General features: G+C 27.5%; 20 protein-coding genes. 10 read left to right on the top strand and 10 right to left on the bottom strand.

Annotated features, from left to right (window positions below):
- Positions 1–414 precede the first annotated feature (414 nt).
- The 4 genes from AAEU33_RS20415 to AAEU33_RS20400 all read right to left on the bottom strand — a co-directional run bounded on the left by AAEU33_RS20415 (position 415) and on the right by AAEU33_RS20400 (position 3723).
- The gene (locus AAEU33_RS20415; RefSeq protein WP_345990004.1) at positions 415–816 is read right to left on the bottom strand and encodes a hypothetical protein; all 402 of its coding nucleotides are present in this window, start codon (positions 814–816) and stop codon (positions 415–417) included.
- A 99-nt stretch (positions 817–915) separates the two neighbouring features.
- Positions 916–1821, bottom strand: coding sequence for an alpha/beta hydrolase (locus tag AAEU33_RS20410; protein WP_345990002.1), 906 nt, complete (start codon positions 1819–1821; stop codon positions 916–918).
- Positions 1822–2580: 759 nt separating this feature from the next.
- Positions 2581–3456, bottom strand: a complete 876-nt coding sequence (locus AAEU33_RS20405; RefSeq protein ID WP_345990001.1) for a C1 family peptidase — start codon at positions 3454–3456, stop codon at positions 2581–2583.
- 126 nt (positions 3457–3582) lie between these two features.
- Entirely contained in the window at positions 3583–3723 is a 141-nt protein-coding gene (locus AAEU33_RS20400) for a hypothetical protein (RefSeq protein ID WP_345989999.1), read from the bottom strand.
- A gap of 1252 nt (positions 3724–4975) precedes the next feature.
- On the opposite strand from AAEU33_RS20400, the gene AAEU33_RS20395 reads away from it, so the two are divergent.
- From AAEU33_RS20395 to AAEU33_RS20385, 3 genes are all read left to right on the top strand, one after another.
- Positions 4976–5551 carry a cyclic nucleotide-binding domain-containing protein gene (locus tag AAEU33_RS20395; RefSeq protein ID WP_345989998.1) on the top strand — a complete coding sequence of 192 codons (576 nt, stop codon included), beginning with the start codon at positions 4976–4978 and terminating at the stop codon, positions 5549–5551.
- A gap of 363 nt (positions 5552–5914) precedes the next feature.
- Positions 5915–6646 (top strand): type II CAAX endopeptidase family protein, encoded by a 732-nt coding sequence (locus AAEU33_RS20390; protein ID WP_345989996.1) that lies wholly within the window; start codon positions 5915–5917, stop codon positions 6644–6646.
- 295 nt (positions 6647–6941) lie between these two features.
- Positions 6942–7412: a GNAT family N-acetyltransferase gene (locus tag AAEU33_RS20385; protein ID WP_345989995.1), complete on the top strand. Its 471-nt coding sequence runs from the start codon at positions 6942–6944 to the stop codon at positions 7410–7412.
- Between the two features lie 91 nt (positions 7413–7503).
- Here AAEU33_RS20385 and AAEU33_RS20380 read toward each other — a convergent pair whose 3' ends face one another.
- Both AAEU33_RS20380 and AAEU33_RS20375 read right to left on the bottom strand, forming a co-directional pair.
- Positions 7504–7638, bottom strand: a complete 135-nt coding sequence (locus AAEU33_RS20380) for a hypothetical protein (protein ID WP_345989994.1) — start codon at positions 7636–7638, stop codon at positions 7504–7506.
- A 1009-nt stretch (positions 7639–8647) separates the two neighbouring features.
- A complete protein-coding gene (locus tag AAEU33_RS20375) occupies positions 8648–10138 on the bottom strand; it encodes a hypothetical protein (protein WP_345989992.1) in 1491 nt (496 codons plus the stop codon).
- Between the two features lie 141 nt (positions 10139–10279).
- Here AAEU33_RS20375 and AAEU33_RS20370 point away from each other — a divergent pair, with 141 nt between their 5' ends.
- The 7 genes from AAEU33_RS20370 (at position 10280) to AAEU33_RS20340 (ending at position 17326) form a co-directional block, all read left to right on the top strand.
- Positions 10280–11503, top strand: coding sequence for an aspartyl protease family protein (locus AAEU33_RS20370; protein WP_345989991.1), 1224 nt, complete (start codon positions 10280–10282; stop codon positions 11501–11503).
- Positions 11504–11702: 199 nt separating this feature from the next.
- Positions 11703–12320, top strand: coding sequence for a hypothetical protein (locus tag AAEU33_RS20365; protein ID WP_345989990.1), 618 nt, complete (start codon positions 11703–11705; stop codon positions 12318–12320).
- Positions 12321–12896: 576 nt separating this feature from the next.
- On the top strand, positions 12897–13736 hold the full coding sequence (locus AAEU33_RS20360; RefSeq protein ID WP_345989988.1) for a helix-turn-helix domain-containing protein: 840 nt from the start codon (positions 12897–12899) through the stop codon (positions 13734–13736).
- Between the two features lie 42 nt (positions 13737–13778).
- Complete coding sequence (locus AAEU33_RS20355) at positions 13779–14699, top strand: helix-turn-helix domain-containing protein (protein ID WP_345989987.1); 921 nt, start codon at positions 13779–13781, stop codon at positions 14697–14699.
- A gap of 94 nt (positions 14700–14793) precedes the next feature.
- Positions 14794–15603: a hypothetical protein gene (locus AAEU33_RS20350; protein ID WP_345989985.1), complete on the top strand. Its 810-nt coding sequence runs from the start codon at positions 14794–14796 to the stop codon at positions 15601–15603.
- 917 nt (positions 15604–16520) lie between these two features.
- Entirely contained in the window at positions 16521–16967 is a 447-nt protein-coding gene (locus tag AAEU33_RS20345; RefSeq protein ID WP_345989984.1) for a transposase, read from the top strand.
- Positions 16968–16999: 32 nt separating this feature from the next.
- Positions 17000–17326 carry a helix-turn-helix domain-containing protein gene (locus AAEU33_RS20340; RefSeq protein WP_345989982.1) on the top strand — a complete coding sequence of 109 codons (327 nt, stop codon included), beginning with the start codon at positions 17000–17002 and terminating at the stop codon, positions 17324–17326.
- A 704-nt stretch (positions 17327–18030) separates the two neighbouring features.
- Here AAEU33_RS20340 and AAEU33_RS20335 read toward each other — a convergent pair.
- The 4 genes from AAEU33_RS20335 to AAEU33_RS20320 form a co-directional block, all read right to left on the bottom strand.
- On the bottom strand, positions 18031–18201 hold the full coding sequence (locus AAEU33_RS20335) for a hypothetical protein (RefSeq protein ID WP_345989980.1): 171 nt from the start codon (positions 18199–18201) through the stop codon (positions 18031–18033).
- A gap of 412 nt (positions 18202–18613) precedes the next feature.
- Positions 18614–19249: an ATP-binding protein gene (locus AAEU33_RS20330; RefSeq protein WP_345989978.1), complete on the bottom strand. Its 636-nt coding sequence runs from the start codon at positions 19247–19249 to the stop codon at positions 18614–18616.
- 33 nt (positions 19250–19282) lie between these two features.
- Positions 19283–20482 carry an IS21 family transposase gene (gene istA, locus AAEU33_RS20325; RefSeq protein ID WP_345989977.1) on the bottom strand — a complete coding sequence of 400 codons (1200 nt, stop codon included), beginning with the start codon at positions 20480–20482 and terminating at the stop codon, positions 19283–19285.
- A complete protein-coding gene (locus AAEU33_RS20320) occupies positions 20437–20832 on the bottom strand; it encodes a hypothetical protein (protein ID WP_345989975.1) in 396 nt (131 codons plus the stop codon). The genes istA and AAEU33_RS20320 overlap by 46 nt, the downstream gene beginning before the upstream one ends.
- Positions 20833–20840 lie beyond the last annotated feature (8 nt).

Genomic DNA, 20840 nt, shown 5'->3' with positions numbered 1-20840 from the left:
GACTTTTTTAGCGCTTTAACGGCAGAAATATCAAGGGAATCCTTGAAATCAATATTTATTTTTCAGGATCATTCAACGCATCAAATTTATCAACAAATGCTATTATGCTTCCAAAAAAAGCGGACTATAAATTTCAATTTTACTTTTCGTCGATTAGTCAATTTATATTAATAATATTGATGGGCTCATAATCCAAATCCAATTCTAACCAATTTGGTATTCGGATTTATACTCTTTAGCAATTCTATAACAGCAGATACTTTCTTATTATTTGCATTTGTTGATTTTTCTACATTCTACAGGAGAGCTAGCTTTATTATCCTGCAATAGTTCTGTAACTTTTCCAGTTGGAGGTTATTATTTGCATTTTAAGCTTAGGTAAAGAACATATTCATTATATTTTCGAATAATGATTTACAATGCTTTATTCTGCTTTAAATTTCCGTTTATATCAATTGTGAAAATTAGAATTTCACTTTCATTCGGAACATTAATGAAAATCTGATTTTGCTTTAAAACTACTGGAATCTTAGCGATTAATTGATCTCCAATATACTCATATAATAGAAAATCTTTTAAAACAATGGAATGTTCTATTTTCTCTCCATTGATTATTGGTTTTGCCAGGTTATCTGAAGTTTTTTTTAAATTAAAATGAGCTCCATCCATTAAACTTTCAGTTGTTATAAATTCTGACCATTTTCTTGATATTGTTTCTTCTTGCTGACCTATTAAATTATTGTTTCTTTCGCAAGAAATTATTATATTAATTATAGAAATTGTAAAAATGGATAAATAAATAGTTCTTTTTCTCATTAGGTATATATGTTGTGTATTTAAATTAAAGTTAAAATAATTTACAGAATTATCAAGATTGTTTAAGTAATAAATTAATACTAAATTCAATATTATTTTTTACATTGACTCTTCTATACATGAAGTTGTTTTATTTATAACAAAATTTTTAATAAAATTTGCTATTCTATCCATATATACAGCTGTCATTGCATCAGCACTAACTGAATGGGTTCCATTTTCTACTGTGATAAGATAATATGGGTATTTATTTTTCTTAAATATATTTGCCAGTGAATATGATCCCGAGAATTTTGCCAGAATAAAATTCCATTGATTATAAGGAACTATTTTATCTTTATTCCCGTGAATAAATAATGTTGGAGATGGAGGGGTAGAATATTTAATTCCAAAAAAATCTGTAAATACAGCACCCGCAAAACTAAGAACCCCCTTATACCGGAAACCTGATGGAAGTACATTGCTTAAACTTTTTCTATTATTTAAAAGCCAATCTGCCTGTAATGAAGTAACAGCGCCTGCACTTGATCCTGAAATCATAATTAGTTCTGAGTCTATATATAATTTATCCTTATTATTAATTGTATAAAGAGTTGCACTATACAAATCTTCTACAGCAGTATTAATAGCACTAATATAACCAATTGGATTAGACCAATTAGTAAAAGGAATTTTCCAGGTGTCTGCCATGCCTAGGCGATAGTCAATGCTAATTACTGTTATTCCTTCTTCTGTCATTCTATTGAAATAAGTATTAAAACGCGGATCATTTCTTACTCCTTTGGCGAATGATCCAGGAAACATAAAGAATAAACAAGGTTGTCTATGATTATTTTCATATTTATTTGAACGCATCACATCCATACGTAAAGTATCTTTTCCTTTTATATCATATATAATTGTTTTTTTTATTATATGTTCTGATAAAGGTATTTCTTGTGCCAAAGAAAAATGTACATTGAAGAAAAAAATAAAAAATAAAATAGGGGTTGTTTTTTGTTTCATATGATTTAAATTAATTTTACAATCGTTAATCATTTTTCATTTTATCTAACATTCTAATATTAAACTAAGCTTTTAATGGTAGTTGAAAAGTTCAATACAAAGAAACTCAATTATTCACTAAATTGAGATTAATAAAATGATAACAAAAAATTAATTATAGTTAATAATAAAACCAGTTACATAATGATTTTGTACTAAAACTGTATTTCCATTAAAACCATAAATCTTGTCGAATATTCAGATTCAAATACAAATCCCTTCTCTAAAAATACAGCCAAAATAAAAATAGATAGCTGTACCATTTTGTTCTTAATTTAGCCACCTCTTTTAGGCAATGTTTTAATTCCTCTTTAATTTAATATGATCACTTAAGAACTTATTTTATTATCTATTGAAATTTTGCAAGCTCAAGAGGAATTATATTTTAAAGAATTATTATCTATTAATTATTTATAATATTATTTTGCTTCAAATATTAAATGCTTTCTTAGCATTAGTAGTATTAGAATTATCTGTAATGCTGAATGTTGAAGTATTATTTATCGAAGTGACACTTATTAAATAGTTAAAGTACAAAGTGTTAATTTATGGAAATTCAATTTATTATATTGCGTACTGCTCTCGATATACGTTAATTTATTATCTTGAAATTTTCAGTAAACATTTACTAAAAAATCCGAAGAAATGTGTTTCTCCGGATTTAATAACGACTCAAATATTTTATATTCTTAAAAACTATTTAAGATCTACATAAATTGATTATTGAACATATGCTACGTAACTTTCTATGATTGCTCCATTAAAAGTTTTAGCAAAAAAGTTGTAATCTATCCAAAAAAAGCCATTGCTCCCCCATGATGATCCCCATGAATTTTGAACTTTAAAAGCTTTCTTATTGTCATCATAACCAATAACGCAGATTGCATGCCCTCCATAAGACTTACCGTAATGACTTTTCCAAACCCATCCTTTACTTCCCATATCGTAAAAACTTTGATCTACATTTACAGCGATAATAATAGGAAGATTCATACTCAATAGATTTTTTACACCTGCAATATCAGTTTTATCCACAGTTGCCCAGCTTGTAAATTTGTGGTTACTGGCTGCACTTTTCTGTGTGTTATTAGGCTGGGTAGAACACTCATCATCTGTGTATGGCATTTCGTCCCAGCTGCAGACTCCCTGGTCTTTGATTAGGTTAAGTCCCGCTGTTACATAAGCTCCCTGTTCACATGTACCCACTTTTATCTGATTATAAACATATTCCGGGCTCCTGCTCTGGGTTATCCCTTTAAAATTAAGTTCAAGCGAGCTAGCTGCTGCATAAGCTGTAGCCCAGGCAACACACGAACCTTCCTTTCCCTGATCACCGACTCTTGAGCTTGGAATTGAATAACTGCTTGGAAGACTATTTTTGGAAGCCTCATAACTTTTCCCTTTAAACTTAAGAGTCAATGCATTTATATCTGCTTTTTTATAAGAGTTAAAAGTCTTTTCATCTACCAGTTTGGCTCCCAATGAATAGTGCTTCTGGGAAGCTTGTTCTGGTTTTGAATTAGTGATGTCCTCATCGGAGTTACAAGATGACAGGAATAATACACATAGTGTAAAAGATATTAATTTAATTTTCATACTAAGTAATTTATTAATTAATTTTTCTAATTCTTTTGAAATTTTTCATGTTTTTTTTACTAATAGCTATATTGTTTTAATTTATAGAAGATAGCGTATTCTAGCACAAAAAAATCACGTAAATGACTATTTAACACTCTTTACACATTTCCCATTGACATCACATCCATATCCTGGAGGACATTCACGTCTTGGTCCACAATCTTGTCCATTACCACCATTAATACTTTTTAATGCAATTTTTCCTAAAGATTTTAAATTTTTCATAAAATAAATGTTTAATTGTTAATTCCAAAGATGGAGATATATTTCGTTAATCCATTTGTATATTTTAAATATGATTTTGTATTAATATAAATTTAACAAATGATTAAAAATAGTTAAAGAATTACAGTGATTTCTTTCTGAACTGAGAAAGATCTACAAATTAAAAATATTAAAAGCGGAAAAAACGAAGATATTGTTATAAACAATCTCAAAAACGATTGTACGAAATAGGATTTAAAAGAAAAAAAATAATATTTGACTATGCTTTTATTTTTTTAGCACTTTCTTGTCCTGAAATAACGATACAAAAAAAGTCGTTATGGGGAGATCACATAAAATAGCTTATATAAAGCGAACGCAAAAAGATTATAGTTTAAAACTACAAATTATAAAAGAAGTTGAGTCAGGTTTATGATAACGTTTAATCTTTAAAGCGATTTTATATGTGGTAATTGATCAATTATTATTACAAGATTTTACTTTCAAAAAGCTTTCCGAAATAGTTAATAACCTTATATTATATTTAAGCCATCTTCTTTACCAATCCTATATTGTTAATTAATAACGTTCACAATCTTTAGCTCTATTTTTATTTAGTTCTGCGACTCAAATCACATGGTGAGACCCTGTATATATGAATTAAGTTTCATTGTCATATTTATTTACCAACTGATTGTAACGAGCCTAAATTGCCTTACTATACCAATAGGAATTTCCTAGGTGATCCCTTTTGTACTAGTTTACCTGTTCATTATTCATTAACATCGTTTAGTCTGTCCATAATATACATATGTAATAAATTACTAATATTAATTGCATGTAAGTAAACTATAAAATAAGATCTTTACATAAATATTTATAGTTAGTTTCGTTTAAGAAATTCAATTTATGGTTGTTTTTTTAATATTTATTAACTTTCATATTGTTACTTTCTTTACTTTTATAATTATCAATTATTTAGCATGCGAAACTTAAGTTCATTCAACAGAAATATAAAAAATGTTCACCGTTATTAACGTCATCATTTCAATAACTAATTCTATCATTAATTTTAATTTTCAGGTATTAACTAATTTATTTTTTTCAATATCGTGGTATCTGTAGAGTTTACATTAGTAGAAAATTTGTAGAAATTTAAGCCGTCGGTCACGTCTGTTATCTAGTGTTTTTTCTACTTATTACCTAATTAAATTAGTCAAGCTATATTTTGATTTTTTTTTTTTTAAATTTATCAATAAAAAATTAAAATAATATGAATATACATCCTGTTGTTAATAATGTAAGATCGAGGATTACCCTAAATAGTGACGAAGCGGATTTAATTGCTTCTTGTTTTAAACCAATTGCTTTAAAAAGAAAAAAAAAATTATTACTTGAGCATGAACTTAATGATAAAATATATTTTATAGAAAAAGGTTTACTCTATGCTTACAAAACTTTAGAAAGCGGAGATGTGCAGGTTATACAATTTGCTAAAGAAGATGGTTGGATTTCTGATTTATATAGCTATTTAACAGATAAAAAATCTCTTTTTGGAATAAAGTCTTTAGAAGATTGTAATTTATGGATGGCTTCAAAGCATGATTTAGAGGCTGTTTACAAGTCAATTCCGAAATTTGAGAGTTTTGCTAGAATAGTATTTCAGACTGCATATAGCGAAGCATTACTAAAAATTTCAAATTTCTATTCTTTTGATGCTGTTACTAAATATAAGATGTTCTTAGATCAATCACGATCATTATTTCAGCGTGTCCCACTATACTTGATCGCATCTTATCTTGGAATTAAACCAGGGTCTTTAAGTCGAATTAGAAAACAAATCATTTAAATTGTTAAGGTTTAGAATATACATATTTTAATTTTTTACATATAACTATTTATGCTTTTAATAATGATATATTACATTTAAATGTAACCTTAAGGGTAGAATTATTGAAATATTTGCTTAGTAAATGTTTTGTTTGAACAAATAAAATAATTTATTATAAAATCAAAACTATTGTTCAGTTTTAATTAGTCGTGTTATTTATTTTATCATCATTTATTTGGATAAAAGTATATATTGTAAATTAATTAAGATAAAAAGTAACTACTAAAACTGTAAGATGAAATTTGAAATAACTTAAAAACTATCCTTAATCACATTATCATAGATAATCATATGTCATTATGATATTAAAATAAAAATACTATGTTTTTAGAAGCTATAAAAAGAACGAATGCTGACGAATTTCCTGCATCTATATCGTTTGAAAAAAGAGATTATTTTTCCCTATTAATGATCCCACTAATATTTTTAAACTCTTTTTTCTTTGCAAGAATTTTTCATGTGCATGGTATATATCTGGTGTTAGCAGATACAGCTTTTCGAGGTTTTCTTTTTTTACTGATTTGCTTGATTTATGGTAAGATGTTAAAGGAACATTGGAAGAAATTCAATTTTGCTAAAGTCCAATCATGGGCTGTAGTAATTATAGGGGCAATTGTTTTTCAAATTTTAATTACATATACCAGGTATTTTCTCCCGTTATATGATGTAAAAGAGATTTTACAAAAAGAAAATGAGACAGATGTAATTACTTTTCCTATAATCTTATGTTCTTTTGGGCCTGTATTAACTGCTTTTATTGAAGATATTATTTTCAAATATACATTATTGTATAAACTATTTATTAAGAATAATATAATAAGATTCTTGGTTGTTACCCTTAATTCTATTTTATTTGGTCTTGTACATTACTATAATTTTGACGGGAATTTACTAGCTACTATAAGGTTTATGGTTGCTGGATTATTTTTAAATTTAATCTTTTTGTGGACAAGAAATATTTGGCATGCTCTTTTAATCCATATTGTGAATAATTTTATGTTAAGTGTTATTGGATTATTATTCCTGTACATTATGCAACAATTTTTTAGTTAGGAGTTTTATACATGTCCTCAAAATGACATGTAATTTATGTAATAGGAGGTTGACAATGGTAATATTGATTTATGATACTAGGAATATATTTAGTATAGAAACTGAAATTTTTAAAAATAATTGACAGTTAAAAATTGTAAGATTTATTAATCAAAGAACGGCACATTACTTGTTATGTTATATCATTCGAAAAACAATAAGATAATTTTAAGATATGATTACATAAGTTTTTAGATATAAAACTAATACAAGAGTGCGAAAATACTTTTAAAAGAGTCTTGAAAATTACTATATAATGGAAATTAATATTAGAGAAGCTAAAGAAGAAGAATTAATTATTATTCAGCAAATGTGTTCTGATACTATATATAAAATATGCAGTGTTGATTACACTTACAATCAACTAGAGGTATGGATATCAAATATAGAAGACACTCAAAGATGGATTCATGCATTATTAGGGCAGTATTTAATTGTCGCAGAATTTGAAAGTAAAATCATTGGATTTATAACTTTAAAGAATAAGTTTTATATCGATTATTTATATATTCATAAAAATTATCAGCGTAGAGGAATTGCTAAAATGTTGTTTAAAGTTATTGAAAAGAAGGCTATTTCTGAAAAACAGCATGAATTAGTTTCAGATGTTAGTATAACAGCAAAACCTTTTTTTGAAAATTTAGGTTTTAAGGTATTAAAAAAACAAAAAGTAAAGATAAAAGGGGTTGAATTAATTAATTATAGAATGATTAAAGATATATTCTGATATTTTCAAATAATAGACTTGAGGAAAAATGATTTGCATTATGTAATAGTTACGATTTGATCTAAATATCATGGTTAATAATAATTGTCAGTTATCCAATATTGTCCTTACTTCTAAAAGCAAAGATCTTTTCCTCTTCAATAGTTTCCAATAATTTCTCTTTTGCAATAGCGCTAGCTGTTGATCCAATTGGAGTTTCCCGATACTTCTGTAAATTTTCTTTCATAATTCAATTGCGTAAAATTTGTATTACGTGTTTCTGTGAAAGCGTTTACATATACAATTAATTTGTGAACTTTTAGCCTTTGTTTAGTTATACTCAATCACTTCAGTGGCCATATATAAATTATTTTCGTGCTGTCGCTTGTACCTCAATATTCGGTTTTCCTCTCTATCAAAACTCTAAGTAAGTAAAATTCCATCTTCTTAAAGAAAGGAACGATCTTATAGTTAAGCAAATCAACACAATAAGTAGTTTATTATTATACCCATATAATTAACTGTACAGATGCACCATTAAATAGTTGGTTATATTGGTTTGCTGATAAATACAATCAACTCCTTAAATATTTTCTAAGAAATATGTTTCCTGTGTTACTTAATACCTTGAATGGTAAATTTCTATCCCGCCCTGCACCTTTTTGTTCTTTGGGTCTTTCTTACTGTAATAATAATTCTCTTTTTTGTGATTTTAAATTCCATAGCTTTTCAATCAAAATTAAAGGCAATGAGATCATGTAAAAGCTTACATCTAACTCCGTCTGCTAAAACACTGTTAAAACAATAAAACTGTTATTTGTGAGCTCATTTTTTGCTCTAATTTGTCCTAAAAGTAAATTCTCAATTGCTATATCAATGACAGCTTTTTCAATAGACTTGTATAATGTTATTTAATACAGGTTTTCTTCTGGAAATTTCCTGTAAGGCAAGCTCTCGGCTTTAATCATATAGTTCTTTGAATCTATAAAAACTATCTAGTGAATATCCGATTACTTTAAATGCTTTAGTTACGTTTCCCAAATGTTGTGCTAATTCAAATATATCTAACTTTTTTTTGATGGTTTTTTGTAGGTTAGTCATAATCCTTAATCTTTTTTAAAGTTATTTAATTTGATTATACCTGTCATATTAAGTTTTTACTAATTCACATTAAAATAATATTTTTAGATCAAATTTTGTTCTACATATTATTTTATCTTAAATAGTTAAATTTTATGGTAATAGTATATTTTACTTTATGGAAAGTTTGTTAAATTTTTGATCCAAATCTCAAAATTTATTTCAGGGGAAATATGTAGTTTTTTTCGTAGATTATATTTTCGATTTGCCACAGTACTTATAGATCTGCTCAGAATACTTGCTATGTCTTTAGTATTGAAACCTAGAAAAATATAAGCACATAATGTGAGTTCTGAAATTCTTAATTTAGGATTTTGTTTTAAAACCCCAGTGATTACTTCAGGATAAATCTCATTAAAACGAGCAAAAAATTCAGGGTTATTAGTTTTTGCAAGTTGAATAATCTCCGGGAATAGTTCGTTAATTTTTTTCTCTAAATTCTTTTTTGTTTCTTTTTGTTTAATAATTATTTTTTCTTTACTTTGTATTTCAAGTGAATGTTTCATAGATTGAATATATTTAGTTCTTTTTAAAGAGATAATTTTTATTTTGAAGAATATGATTATAATTATAATAATGCTAGGTACTATTGTTAGTATCCAAATTAATCTACTTTTCTGATTTTTTCTCTCCACTTTTTTTTCTTCTGAAAGTATTTTAGATACTGCTTGAATATTTTCTTTTCTTCTAGATTCTATTTTTTGAATTTGTTTTAAATATTTGTCCAAGTACAGTAATTCATTATTTTTATCATTCAATTTTCTAAATATATCAGAAATCCTTTTATAGGTGTTGGAAATATAATCATCATCACAAACACGATGTCTTTTCATATCTTCTAATAAATCAAAATAGTATTTCAAAGATTTTTTATAATCTTTTGAATAATAATAAAAGTCTCCGAAGGCTCTTAATTGACTATAATTACTAATGTCCTTGATTCGATTTATTTTTTCTGAACTTTTTTTAAAATAGATTAAAGCTGAATCTTTTTTACCTTGGTCAAGATATATATACCCTATGATTATATATATCTCAGGAATTTCTGTTGAAGAATGTTGATTTTTTAGTTCTTGCGCTATATTTATGTAGTATTTTGCTTTTATATATTTATTAGAATACAAATATATCGAAGCAAGCATTGTGCAGCATCTTATTTTTATTTTAACAGCCTCTGATGAATTATCCAATGGAAAGCTTAAGATACTTTTATAGTTCTCTATTGCTTGATTCAATAGGTCCAAAGTGAAATAATTTAAAGCTTTTATCTCGATAAACTGTGAATATAGTATTAGGTCGTTTTTAGTAGCAGACTCACGCAATCCCTTTTCCATATAGTTTAAGCTTTCCTTATTGAGGCTCATGTTAACTAAACAATTAGAGGTATTAAGATAGCAAAAAGCCTTTCTCTTTGAATCTATAGTTTTCTCTGCTATTTTAGTAGCTTTTTCAGAAAGAATTAAAGCTCTTAAATCGTCTTTCCCTATTAATTGCTTAGATTCTTTTAGTAATTCATCAATTTTTAATTGTGTGTGATTCTGAGCAAAATATAGTTGAGATGAGATTATGCAAATTAATAATGTCAAATATATTTTAGAAGATATCATAGTATTTACAGTTATAGAAATTATATTTTGCTTGGTTTTACTTGTTTTTAATCAGGATGTTATAAATAATAGGTGTTAAATAGATGTGCTTTTTTTTCATTTTTACTTACTATGTTTTTTCTTTGCTTCAAAAATTAAATAATGATAAATTTAATAATTTCTTGCCATAATTTTAGGCAACAAATAAAGGGGAAATTTTCAACATCAATCTCTATTTTATTGGTTATTATTTTGTCCATTCAAATAAATGCACAAAAAGGAATTTTCAGAAATGGTATTGTGTATCCAAAAACTTATAATGAAAATATAAGTTTTGATATTGAATCACAATTAATATTTGTATATGTTAATATCGAAGGGAAAAAATATAAGTTTTTAGTTGATACTGGAGCTCCCACAACAATTAGTAACAATGTAAAAGGTAATTTTCAATTAATTGTTAGACAAGATATTACGGATGCTTCTGGAAATGTAGAAAAAGTAGATTATGTCTCAGTTCCGAAACTCAGTCTAGGAAATTTAATGTATAAAAATTTTGCAGCAATGCGAGCTGACATTGGATTATTTAAAACTCTAGGAATTGATGGTATTTTGGGTGCAAATCTTATATGTAAAAGTGTTTGGGATTTTAATATTACTAATAATGCCATTACAGTAAGTGATAAAATATATGAAAATATAAAAGATTTTCGTAAAATAAAAACTAAAATTTTAGATTCAGGCACTCCTACGTTATCAATGAGTTATTTTAATGCAGAGAAAGAAGAAAAAGTATATTTTGATACTGGATACAATGGATTTTTTTATTTAAGTTACTCTGTTTTCGAAAGACTATTAAGTAAAAATTTGGTAAAAAAATATATTGAGGGAAGTGGTTTTATATCTGAAAGTGCATTTGGTAGTTCTAGTGGTAAAACCTACTTATTACCTTTACAAATGAGAATTGGAGAAGTAAATATTGACCCTTTTTTAGCTGGTGTTGATTATGATGAAGAATCTAACTTAGGTAGCGTATGGCTTTTAGGATATAGAACGATTCTCTCAAAAAGAAATATGTATTTTAAAAAATATAAAAATGTAGATGTACAAAAAACTTTAATTACAAAAGGGATTCATATAAAACGGAATAAGTCAGGTTTGATTGTTTCTTTTGTATGGGAAAATTCATTTGCTCAAAAAAATGGAGTTAAGCCGGGAGATAAAATACTGTCAATAAATGGAAAGAATTGCTCTATAAAAAATACTCTTGAAATTGATAGTATAATAAATGATTTTTATAAAAATAAAGAAGCAATTTTGGAAATAAATGTAAACGGAAATTTTGTTGAATTATGTGACGAAGTATTGTTAAGGGCACGGTTTTAAGAAGCAAAACATTAGACTGGAAAAAGAATAATAAGTTTTACTAATTTATTATAGGAGTATTGTATAATTGCCTTTAATATTCTTTTAATATTGAAGAGCATATCAGTTAGTAAAAACATAATTAAAACCACAAATTGTCATTTCTTCACATGTGTTAATTAAAGTTAGTTTGTTAAGGTTATACATTTGTAAAAAAAAAATGAAAAACTTTAAAAAAATTACAATTATTGTTTTAACGTTGGGACTTATCTTTTCATTATTACAAGCACAGAGCAGAGATTATAAGGTTGAAGAGTTAAATATTAAAAACTTTCATTTAGTTGATTTTATAGGTTGGAATAATAATATGAAAGTTTTGGCATACTATCATTCCAAAGATGTAAAGGTTTTTGGTGATGGATGGAGTACTATTGGAATGGAACAACATAGGGAAAGTTTAGCGCCGATGCTTGAACAATACAAAGATTATAAAATAGGACAACATTCACCTAATGTAGCAAGAGGTGTGTGGACTGGTGTTGTTGGAGTAAACTATCCTGATAGAAACAAAATGGCTACTATTGCTAAATGGAAAGATGGTCTGATTACCGAAGAGTATTTATTTTTAGTTCAGCTTACTAATGATAAGGCATTAAAAATTAACCCTTCAGAAAATGCTATTATTAACTTTAGTAATCCTAAAGATGAAATACTTGCTAATACATTAGATATCCAACCTGGCTGGAGCTGTATAATGGAAATTGTTGATGGAAAAAGAACTGCTATTTTTATCAGAAACGAAAATGGAAGTGAAACTGAAAGGCTTGTATTTCAATAATAAATATTTTAGATTGAATTTTTTATGTCACTCATACTAAGTTAAGAAGTTGAAACCTGATAAAAATGTTTGAAAAGAAACAATTCATAAATTGGCTTTATTAATTTTTATCATATTTTCTCAATACTAACTGAATTAATCATCTAAATTGCCTTCCAAAAACTGATAGTTGTTTATTATCGTGTTTTCGAGAGGGCTATATTTTATAAATTATCTCAATAGTAATTAGTTAATTTCGATATTCACTTTTTATACATCAAGATCCAAAACTTATTCATGTGGCATCTTTAATATTTTCAATTTTTATCTGATAGTTTTGAATTATAGGTTTGTAATTGTAGTATTATATAACAATTTTTTTGCTGTAAAATAATATGTGATTTGGAAATTCTCAATGTTTACTTAATACAATTTATGGTTTAAATTAATTAACGAGTAAATTATAAGAGATTTATACCTTTTACAAAATTTTATCGGTCCCCCAAGAAACTGGATTATTAGTCTTGTAATATTTCTGGATAATAATATTATGAAAAAAAATCACATTGTTATACTACAATACATAATCGATTAAAGATGCCCACAAAGAACTCTAGATTTGAAGAAGGATTTTCTATCTTTTATTTAACAGGATTTGACGAGCCATATGATTTTCATATAAGTGCCACTGAAAATCATTCCTTATGGCTTATTAAAAGAAAAAATATGAATCAGTATAAAAACAGATACATACTTAAATTAATGAAAGGAACTTCTAATGAAGTAATCTCTTTTACAGATTTTGATGAAATATATTATTTAAAATTTAATTATTTTTTTTTTGAAAAGTATATGTCAAGTTATGTTTACAATGATATTTCATTTTTAATAAATGAAAATTCCCTTAAGTTAAGTATTTCGGAAAAGTTATATGTTACAATTGAAAATATTTGTAGAGAAATTTATTATAATATTAGTATTGAGAATAGGGCAAATAAATTCAAGATAGTAGGGCATTTAGTATCTGTATTATTTTACCACTTAAGAGATTATATTTTTGATCAACGAGATATTGATATTAAAAATAGTAGAGAATCCGAAATTCTATTGTCTTTTAAGAAAAATTTAGAAAATCACTATAAAGATTTAAGGGAGGGAAAAGCTCCTTATTTATTTAAAGTAAAAGATTATGGCAAAGAACAAAATTATCATCCAAATTATTTAAGCAAAATTATTAAAAAGGAAACTGGAAAGCCAATTTCTTCATGGATTGCTGAAAAAACAATCTCTGAGGCAAAAAAATTATTAAATACTGATGAGCAAATTCAAAATATTGCTTATATGTTAGGTTTTCATGAAGTTTCTCATTTTAGTAAATTTTTTAAAAGCCATACTAGTATTTCACCAAGTGCATATAGAGAAAATATTAATCAATAATTATATCTCATTATTGTGATTTAAAAATGTAAAAAAGATAGAATGAATGAATTAACGAATACCCAATCTCATTATTTATTTAAGAAACAATTAGACAGTATAGATTTAAAAGAAAAATTTGAAGAAGGGTTTTGCATTATTAATTTAAATCAAGTTGAATTTACACCCCTGATGTCATCTTTCTTTCATTTGAAACATTTTTCTTTACTATTTGTTAAAAAAGGAAATGGAATTTGCTACAAAGAAGGTTGTATTTATAACTTAGCCCCCTATACTATTAATTTTTCTAATATTTATCGCTATAGAAATTTTACTTATAAAAATTTACAGGAAGTTTTTTTTATTTGCTTCAGCGAATATTTTTTGAAAAGGTATGTAAATGAGAATATTTATAAAGAATTTAAATTTCTTTTAACGGAAAGAATGTATCCTGTTGATGCTTCAAAGAGTGATTTTATAATATTTGAGAATATTTATAAAAAAATCTATAGTGAATTTAATAATGGAGAGGTTGAAAGTAAATATAAAATAATAGGAAATCTAATGGCAATTTTACTTTATTATTTTAAAGATTTATATATTGACTGCAATATTAATAAGGATGTCACGATAAGTAAAACATCTACGATTGTAATATCATTTAAAAAACTGATGGATTCACATTATAATGATTTAAAAGAGGGTAGAGTAAATAAAGTATTTAGAGTACAGGATTATGCAAGGCAGCTAGATTTGCATCCGAATTATTTAAGTCGTATAATAAAAAATAAAACAGGTAAATCTGCAGCTTTATGGATTACTGAGAAAGCTATTACTGAGTCTAAATTACTTCTAACTAAAGATTTTTCAATTAAAGAGATTGTTCATTTATTGGGATTTTTTGACACCTCCCATTTTAATAAATTTTTTAAAAAACATACCCATTTGACTCCCACTCAATACAAACAGAATAATTTACTCTAATGAGAATGTAGGGTTTTAGATGTACAATAAATAGTGTTGTATGTATAAATTACTAAGGGGTTAATTTTTTTATTTTTGTGATAAATACAAGTTTATGAAATTAAAAAAAATTATGTCGCTCCTTTTATTAGTTCTTGTTATGAAAGGAATTTATGGTCAGGTAGGTATTAATACGAGTAATCCACAGGGTACTTTTCATATTGATGGGAATAAAGATAATCCGTCAAGTGGTATTCCGAATAGCAATCAGCAAGCGAATGATGTGATTGTAACAAAAGAGGGAAATGAGGGTATTGGAATTATTAGTCCTACAAATAAATTGCATATTAAGGGGGTCAATCCTCTAAGGATGCAAGGGCTTAAAAAAGGTAGTTCATCTACTGATTCGTTATTGGTTGTTGATCCTAGTGGAGTCGTTAAAACCATAGGTGCTCTCAATGTTTTATCTATACCCACGCCAACTGTATTTATATTAGAAACAAATCAAAATAATTTTTTAAATGGAATAGCAGAGGGTGAAAAGCAACCTTTAAATATGGGATTAGTAAAAAACACAATTGATGGTCTTGTTTATGCCGGAGGTACGGTTACGCTTCCACCAGGCGTTTACATGATGACATTGGTTTATGAAGGAACTCATAATAAGACCGGTTGTAATTTAAGTTCATATTTTGTAGATTTCCCATTAAATGATAATGATTTAACACGAATTCATAGTACTGCAGCGCATAGTGAAGGAGGTAATTCTAATCATGGGGGAACAATTACATATGTTACTAGTATATCAAAGAAAAGAAATTGGACACTTCATTTAGGAAGAGGGCAATCTGGTAACTGTTCTGGTACGGGAATGACGTTGCGGGGTAAATCTACTCAATTATTAATATTTAAAATTGGAGATTGAATTTAAATAGTTTATTAAGTAAAAATTATATATGTCTCTATCTCAAGTGAAAGAATATTGTTTTAGCTAAAGTGATAGCCTGGAGTTTGCCGGAATATGCCCGACTTTTTTAATAGAGAAACTTTTGATTTTTCAAATTTGATTGAGGGAATTTATATAGTTAAATTAAAAACGAATAGCGCGACTATCTCAAAAAAAATAATCAAGCAATAATAATCATATTAATTAAATTTTATTAAACATAAAGGGCTATCTCATATGATAGTCTTTTGTGTTTTATATATAAGTGAGTTCCAATTTTTAGGGATTAGTTTAATATAACGCTCTCAAAGTTATTATTGTTATTATTATTTGTTAAAATTGATTTTTTTTTCATATAGTATTTGAATATTATAAAGTACAATATAAAAACACAAATAATGTTAAAGTATTCTAGTAAAGTATATGATACTAAATATAAAATTACAAAGTTTATTTACGGACTTAAATTTATTAATACCCAAATTTTACACTATATAGTTTTGGTTATTATAATTCTAATTGTAATATTGTTAGTTTATCTTTTTAACTTAAGACAAGTAATTTTCAAAAGAGATTTTATAGGTAATATAAAATTGTTTTTATTAAAAGAAAAATTATCAATTTTGATTTTAATAATTCTATTTGTAGGGGTTATAATAATTATTTTTTTAAAGTTTATATATTTTATAATAAGGCTACTTAATCTTTTCTAAGTTATTGATCTAATTAATTTAGTATTTTAATTTAAAGTTTAAAATATACCAATATTACTTTAAAATTTGCATTAAACTTTTATGTGTATAATTATATTTTTGTATTGTAACATAAATGATGAAAAAAATTTATATAATCGATTATAAATAATGTTTTAATGGATAAATTTAATTTTAGTGAGAATGGAACTTGATTTAAAAAATATTCATATTGGAAGTCTAATAAAAATTGCTGTAGCAGATCGTGATTTGGATACTTCTAGGATCTGTAATTTCATGAAATGTGATATTGAAGATATCGAAATCACGTATAATTCTAAAGATATTAATACTAGTGCTCTTATGAGATGGAGTAAATTACTAGAATTCGACTTTTTTAGAATTTATTCTCACCATTTAATACTATATTCTCCGCCTGCAGGACAAGAGTATGTTACAAAAAATGATAGAAAATCTAAATTACCTCAGTTCAAAAAAAACCTTTATTCACGTCAACTAATTGCTTTTGTTTTGAAAGAACTCTCAAGTAATAAAAAGACAAAAAATCAAATAATAAAAGAGTATAATATCCCTAAAACAACTTTGTATAACTGGATAAGTAAATATGGATATTATATTAACAATGAATGATAAATCAATTTTTTTAAGTTAACTTTTTATACGTGAAAAATCAACCAAATTATAAACTTATTTACTCGGAAATGATATCTGAAATGTATCCTGAAAATGAGAAGATATTTCTTCCTTTTTTTGAGAAAGATGAATTAGATATGTTAGATGTAATTAGAATAGAAAATTTAATAAGTAGGTTAAATAAAAATACTGGTAAAGAAATTTCTGGAAGGCATCGGTCTTATGACAAAAAGACAATTTTACAAATTTTGGATTTTCAGAAGAAAAATAATTACAATAATACTGAACTAGCTAGACATTTTAAGTTAAGTAGAAATACAATTGCCAAATGGAAGAAGTTGTTTTTATATTATTGAGTTTATAAACTCTATATTCAATAGAGTAAATGAAGATATCCAACGAAAAATCTTGTTTCATAGATTTATAACAATGAGTTTAGAAAGTCTTATTGGAAAATCTAAGTAAAAATAATCAAATGTAGATCTTTTAATTAATAGTGGTTATCTGCATTAAAAAAGAAACAACTATTAAGTTTTGTCCCAATAAGTGTATATTCCAGATAAAATGACCATCAAAAAAGTCAAAAAAGGTGTCTAAAAGATGGTTTAAAAATATAAAAATAAATCTTTACTCTAAGCTGATTTTCTGATCAGCTTTTTTTCTTCTCATCGATTCTCCTTTAAGGTCTATTCTCAGGGATTTGTGAATCATTCCTTCAAGTATGCGTCGCCTTGTTTACTCCGCGATTACTTCAAGCCTGGCACTTACAGGCAGTTACGAAGCAATAATGTTGGAACGTTTTCCGTATCGTCTGTTATAATTTCCATAAAATTCTGCCTCTTGAGATTATCCAGCAATTGTAATCCAAAATCATCAAGAATAATAAGATCCTGCTTTTCTATTCAGTCAATCTCTTTAAGATAAAGATCCGTCCGTTTTGTCATGTAGCCAATGGCAGCTGCAATAAAACTTTTTCCAACTTCTGGTACTCCCTGTAATAAGAATATTCTGTTTTTGAGAGATAAAATCGAAGGAAGATAACCTTCCAATAGTATTTTTATCAATATCCCTGGACGAAGAGAAGCTGATGTTCATTGAACATGTTGATATACTTTTTGGCGGTATTGCGCAAGATGCCCAGCTGTTTGCTTATCTGTAATTTACTGACTCCCTGGATGAAGAACCATAATAATTGTTTGATGTTCAATATATCTATTCTTTTGTTAGTCATTGATATCTTTTGGCTAAGTTATTCAAGACAAATTTTATGACTTCATTCTTAGTGGTCAGTTTGAGCATGAATACCTTGGTCAATTTGCTCAGGAACTGATCACTTTCGCAGGATTGAGATAATCTTTTTTAAGTATATAGTAGGATTTTCACGCTGAATATATACTGTGACTCAATAATCATTAACTTTGGAAAGAAATTCTGGGCTATTATTGGTTCTTATACGACTGGTTATTTCGGAGTGACGATGCCAGTGATTTCGGTCTTATAGTGCCACATAAAAAGGTCATACAATAATAGTAAAAAAATCAATTTTCCTTTTTCAAAGTACCTTTTCTTAGACTCTGTCCATGAAGTTCGTTACGATGAGAAGAGTTGACAATTCTATCCAGTATAGCATCAGCAATAGTTCCTTATCCAATAATATCATACCAAGCAGATACAGGTATTTGAGAAGCAATGATAGTTGAAGTATTATTATACCGATCATCAATGATATTCATTAAAGTTTCTCTTGCATGATTATCAAAAGCTTGCAGACCAAAATCATCAAGGATTAATGAGTCACATTTAGCAAGCTTTTGAAGTTCTTTTAAGTAGGAACCATCCGCTTTGCATAACATAAACTTCTTGAGTAGCCTGGCAGTAATAGCATAAATGGTTTTATATCCCATATTACAAGCCTGATGCCCCAAGGCTTTTGCAAGATAGCTTTTTCCTGTTCCACTGGGACCTGTCATAATAATATTTTCCTTGCGGGATATAAAATCTAAACTCGCTAATCTGAGGAACATGTTTTTATCCAGATTACGTCCCTGATTAAAGTTGACTTCTTCTATAGAAGCCTTTTGTCTAAAATAGGCTGTTTTATACAATCTATCTATTTTTTTATTTTGGTGGTCTTCCCATTCATGATCTACTAATAAAGCCAGATACTCATCTGTTGTAAGGTTATGATTCTCTTTACTCTTCATATATTGGGTATGAAGTTCTGCCATTGCGTTAAGACGCATTTCCCTGAGTTTATCAGAGGTTTGATAATTGTTCATTATTATTGATTTATAAAAAGTTATACCATATTTTTACTTATAAGCAGAGGCACCACGGATGTTTCCGTGTTTAGGGATATGAGACTGGTCTTGATCAGTATACAGGTCAAATAGCATTACTTTGTCCAATCCATTCTTTAAAATATTGCTAATGCTTTGATAATAGACCGCTTCAGTGTGCAATGCTCTTTCACATGCTTTATTAATCCTCTCGCTACCGTAGTATTTATGGAGCTGGATAATGCCCATTGCACGTTTATAATCTGTTTCAGGATAATCAATTGCTGTTAATACATTTTCTATACACTTCACTACATATTCGCCATGTCGCAAGGCTTGCTTAGAAAAATACTTTGGGCTCCAGTCGCTATAAACTTTATGAGTACTGCTTAAATGATCTTTATTCGTTGTATAACTACCTTTAACGGTATTTCGCTTATGTAAAGCTATTCGGTCGTGATTATAATAAACTTCCACCATACCTTGAGTATAATGGAGCATTGTATATTTACCTATATAGCGATAAGGAACACTATAATAACTCTTGTCAGGAGAAAAATATACATAGCCTATCTTCTGTACTTTTGCTCGTCTGTAATCTTTAAGTTCATAAGAGGACTGAGGTAAAGGCTTTAAATAGCTTCTTTCAACGGATTGAAAGCATTCTTTACGACTACCTTCTTTTCGTTGGAATAGTAAATCATTATACCCCTGTAAAAGTTTATGAATCTCTTTGTTTAGGTCCTGGAGTGAAAAGAATATCATTTCTCTTAATGGATGGTAAATACGCTGGTATACCAAGTGAACAGCATTCTCTACTAAAGCTTTATCCTGAGGTGAGTAGCTCCTGGTTGGATTGATCACGCAGTTATAATGAGAAGCAAACTCTTTAAAGCTTCGATTAATCTCTGATTCGTATTTACTGGCTCGAGTTACTGCGGATTTTAAATTATCCGATACAATAGCTTTGAGAACCCCACCATAAAATTTTAGTGCTCTGGAGCAGCAGCCTATAAGGTCCTCTCTTTTTTGACTCACACAAGCCTCTACATAAGTATACTGGCTATGAGGTAAAATAGCTATAAATACTTCCACGGGAAGCAGTTCTCCCGTATTTTTATCTATTATATGAAGCTTTTTTCCTGCAAAATCAATGAACATTTCGTTCCCTGCAATATGATTAAGTTTCATTGAACCTCTTTCTTTGGAGCGCTTACGCCTATAGTGCTCCATAAATTGGGTATAACTATACGGATTTTCAGAGGATTGTTCATACCCTGTATAGTGAAAAAGGTAAAGCCTGGATGTAAGCGAGCTTTATTAACCTTTTCAAAGTAAAGCATTAGCTCATCATAACGTTTATTATCTATTGTAGTATAGGCTGGAAACTGGCTACGCAAGTGATTTTGGTCAAATGATAATAAGGCTTCCATTGGATAATCACTGGCCTTGAACAACTTCATGTAGTGATTAACAGTATTACGGGAGATACCTAATGTTAAACCTATATTGCGGTTACTATAGCCGTCAAGATGTATTTGCATAATTTGTTTTAAATCCATGGGATCAAGTTTATTTGCCATACTGCTAA

Origin of the sequence: Chryseobacterium sp. Chry.R1 (assembly GCF_039645525.1) — a bacterium.
Classification (GTDB): Bacteria; Bacteroidota; Bacteroidia; order Flavobacteriales; family Weeksellaceae; genus Chryseobacterium; species Chryseobacterium proteolyticum.
The sequence above is the reverse complement of the archived record's forward strand: the minus strand, read 5'-3'. Positions and strand labels throughout refer to the sequence as shown.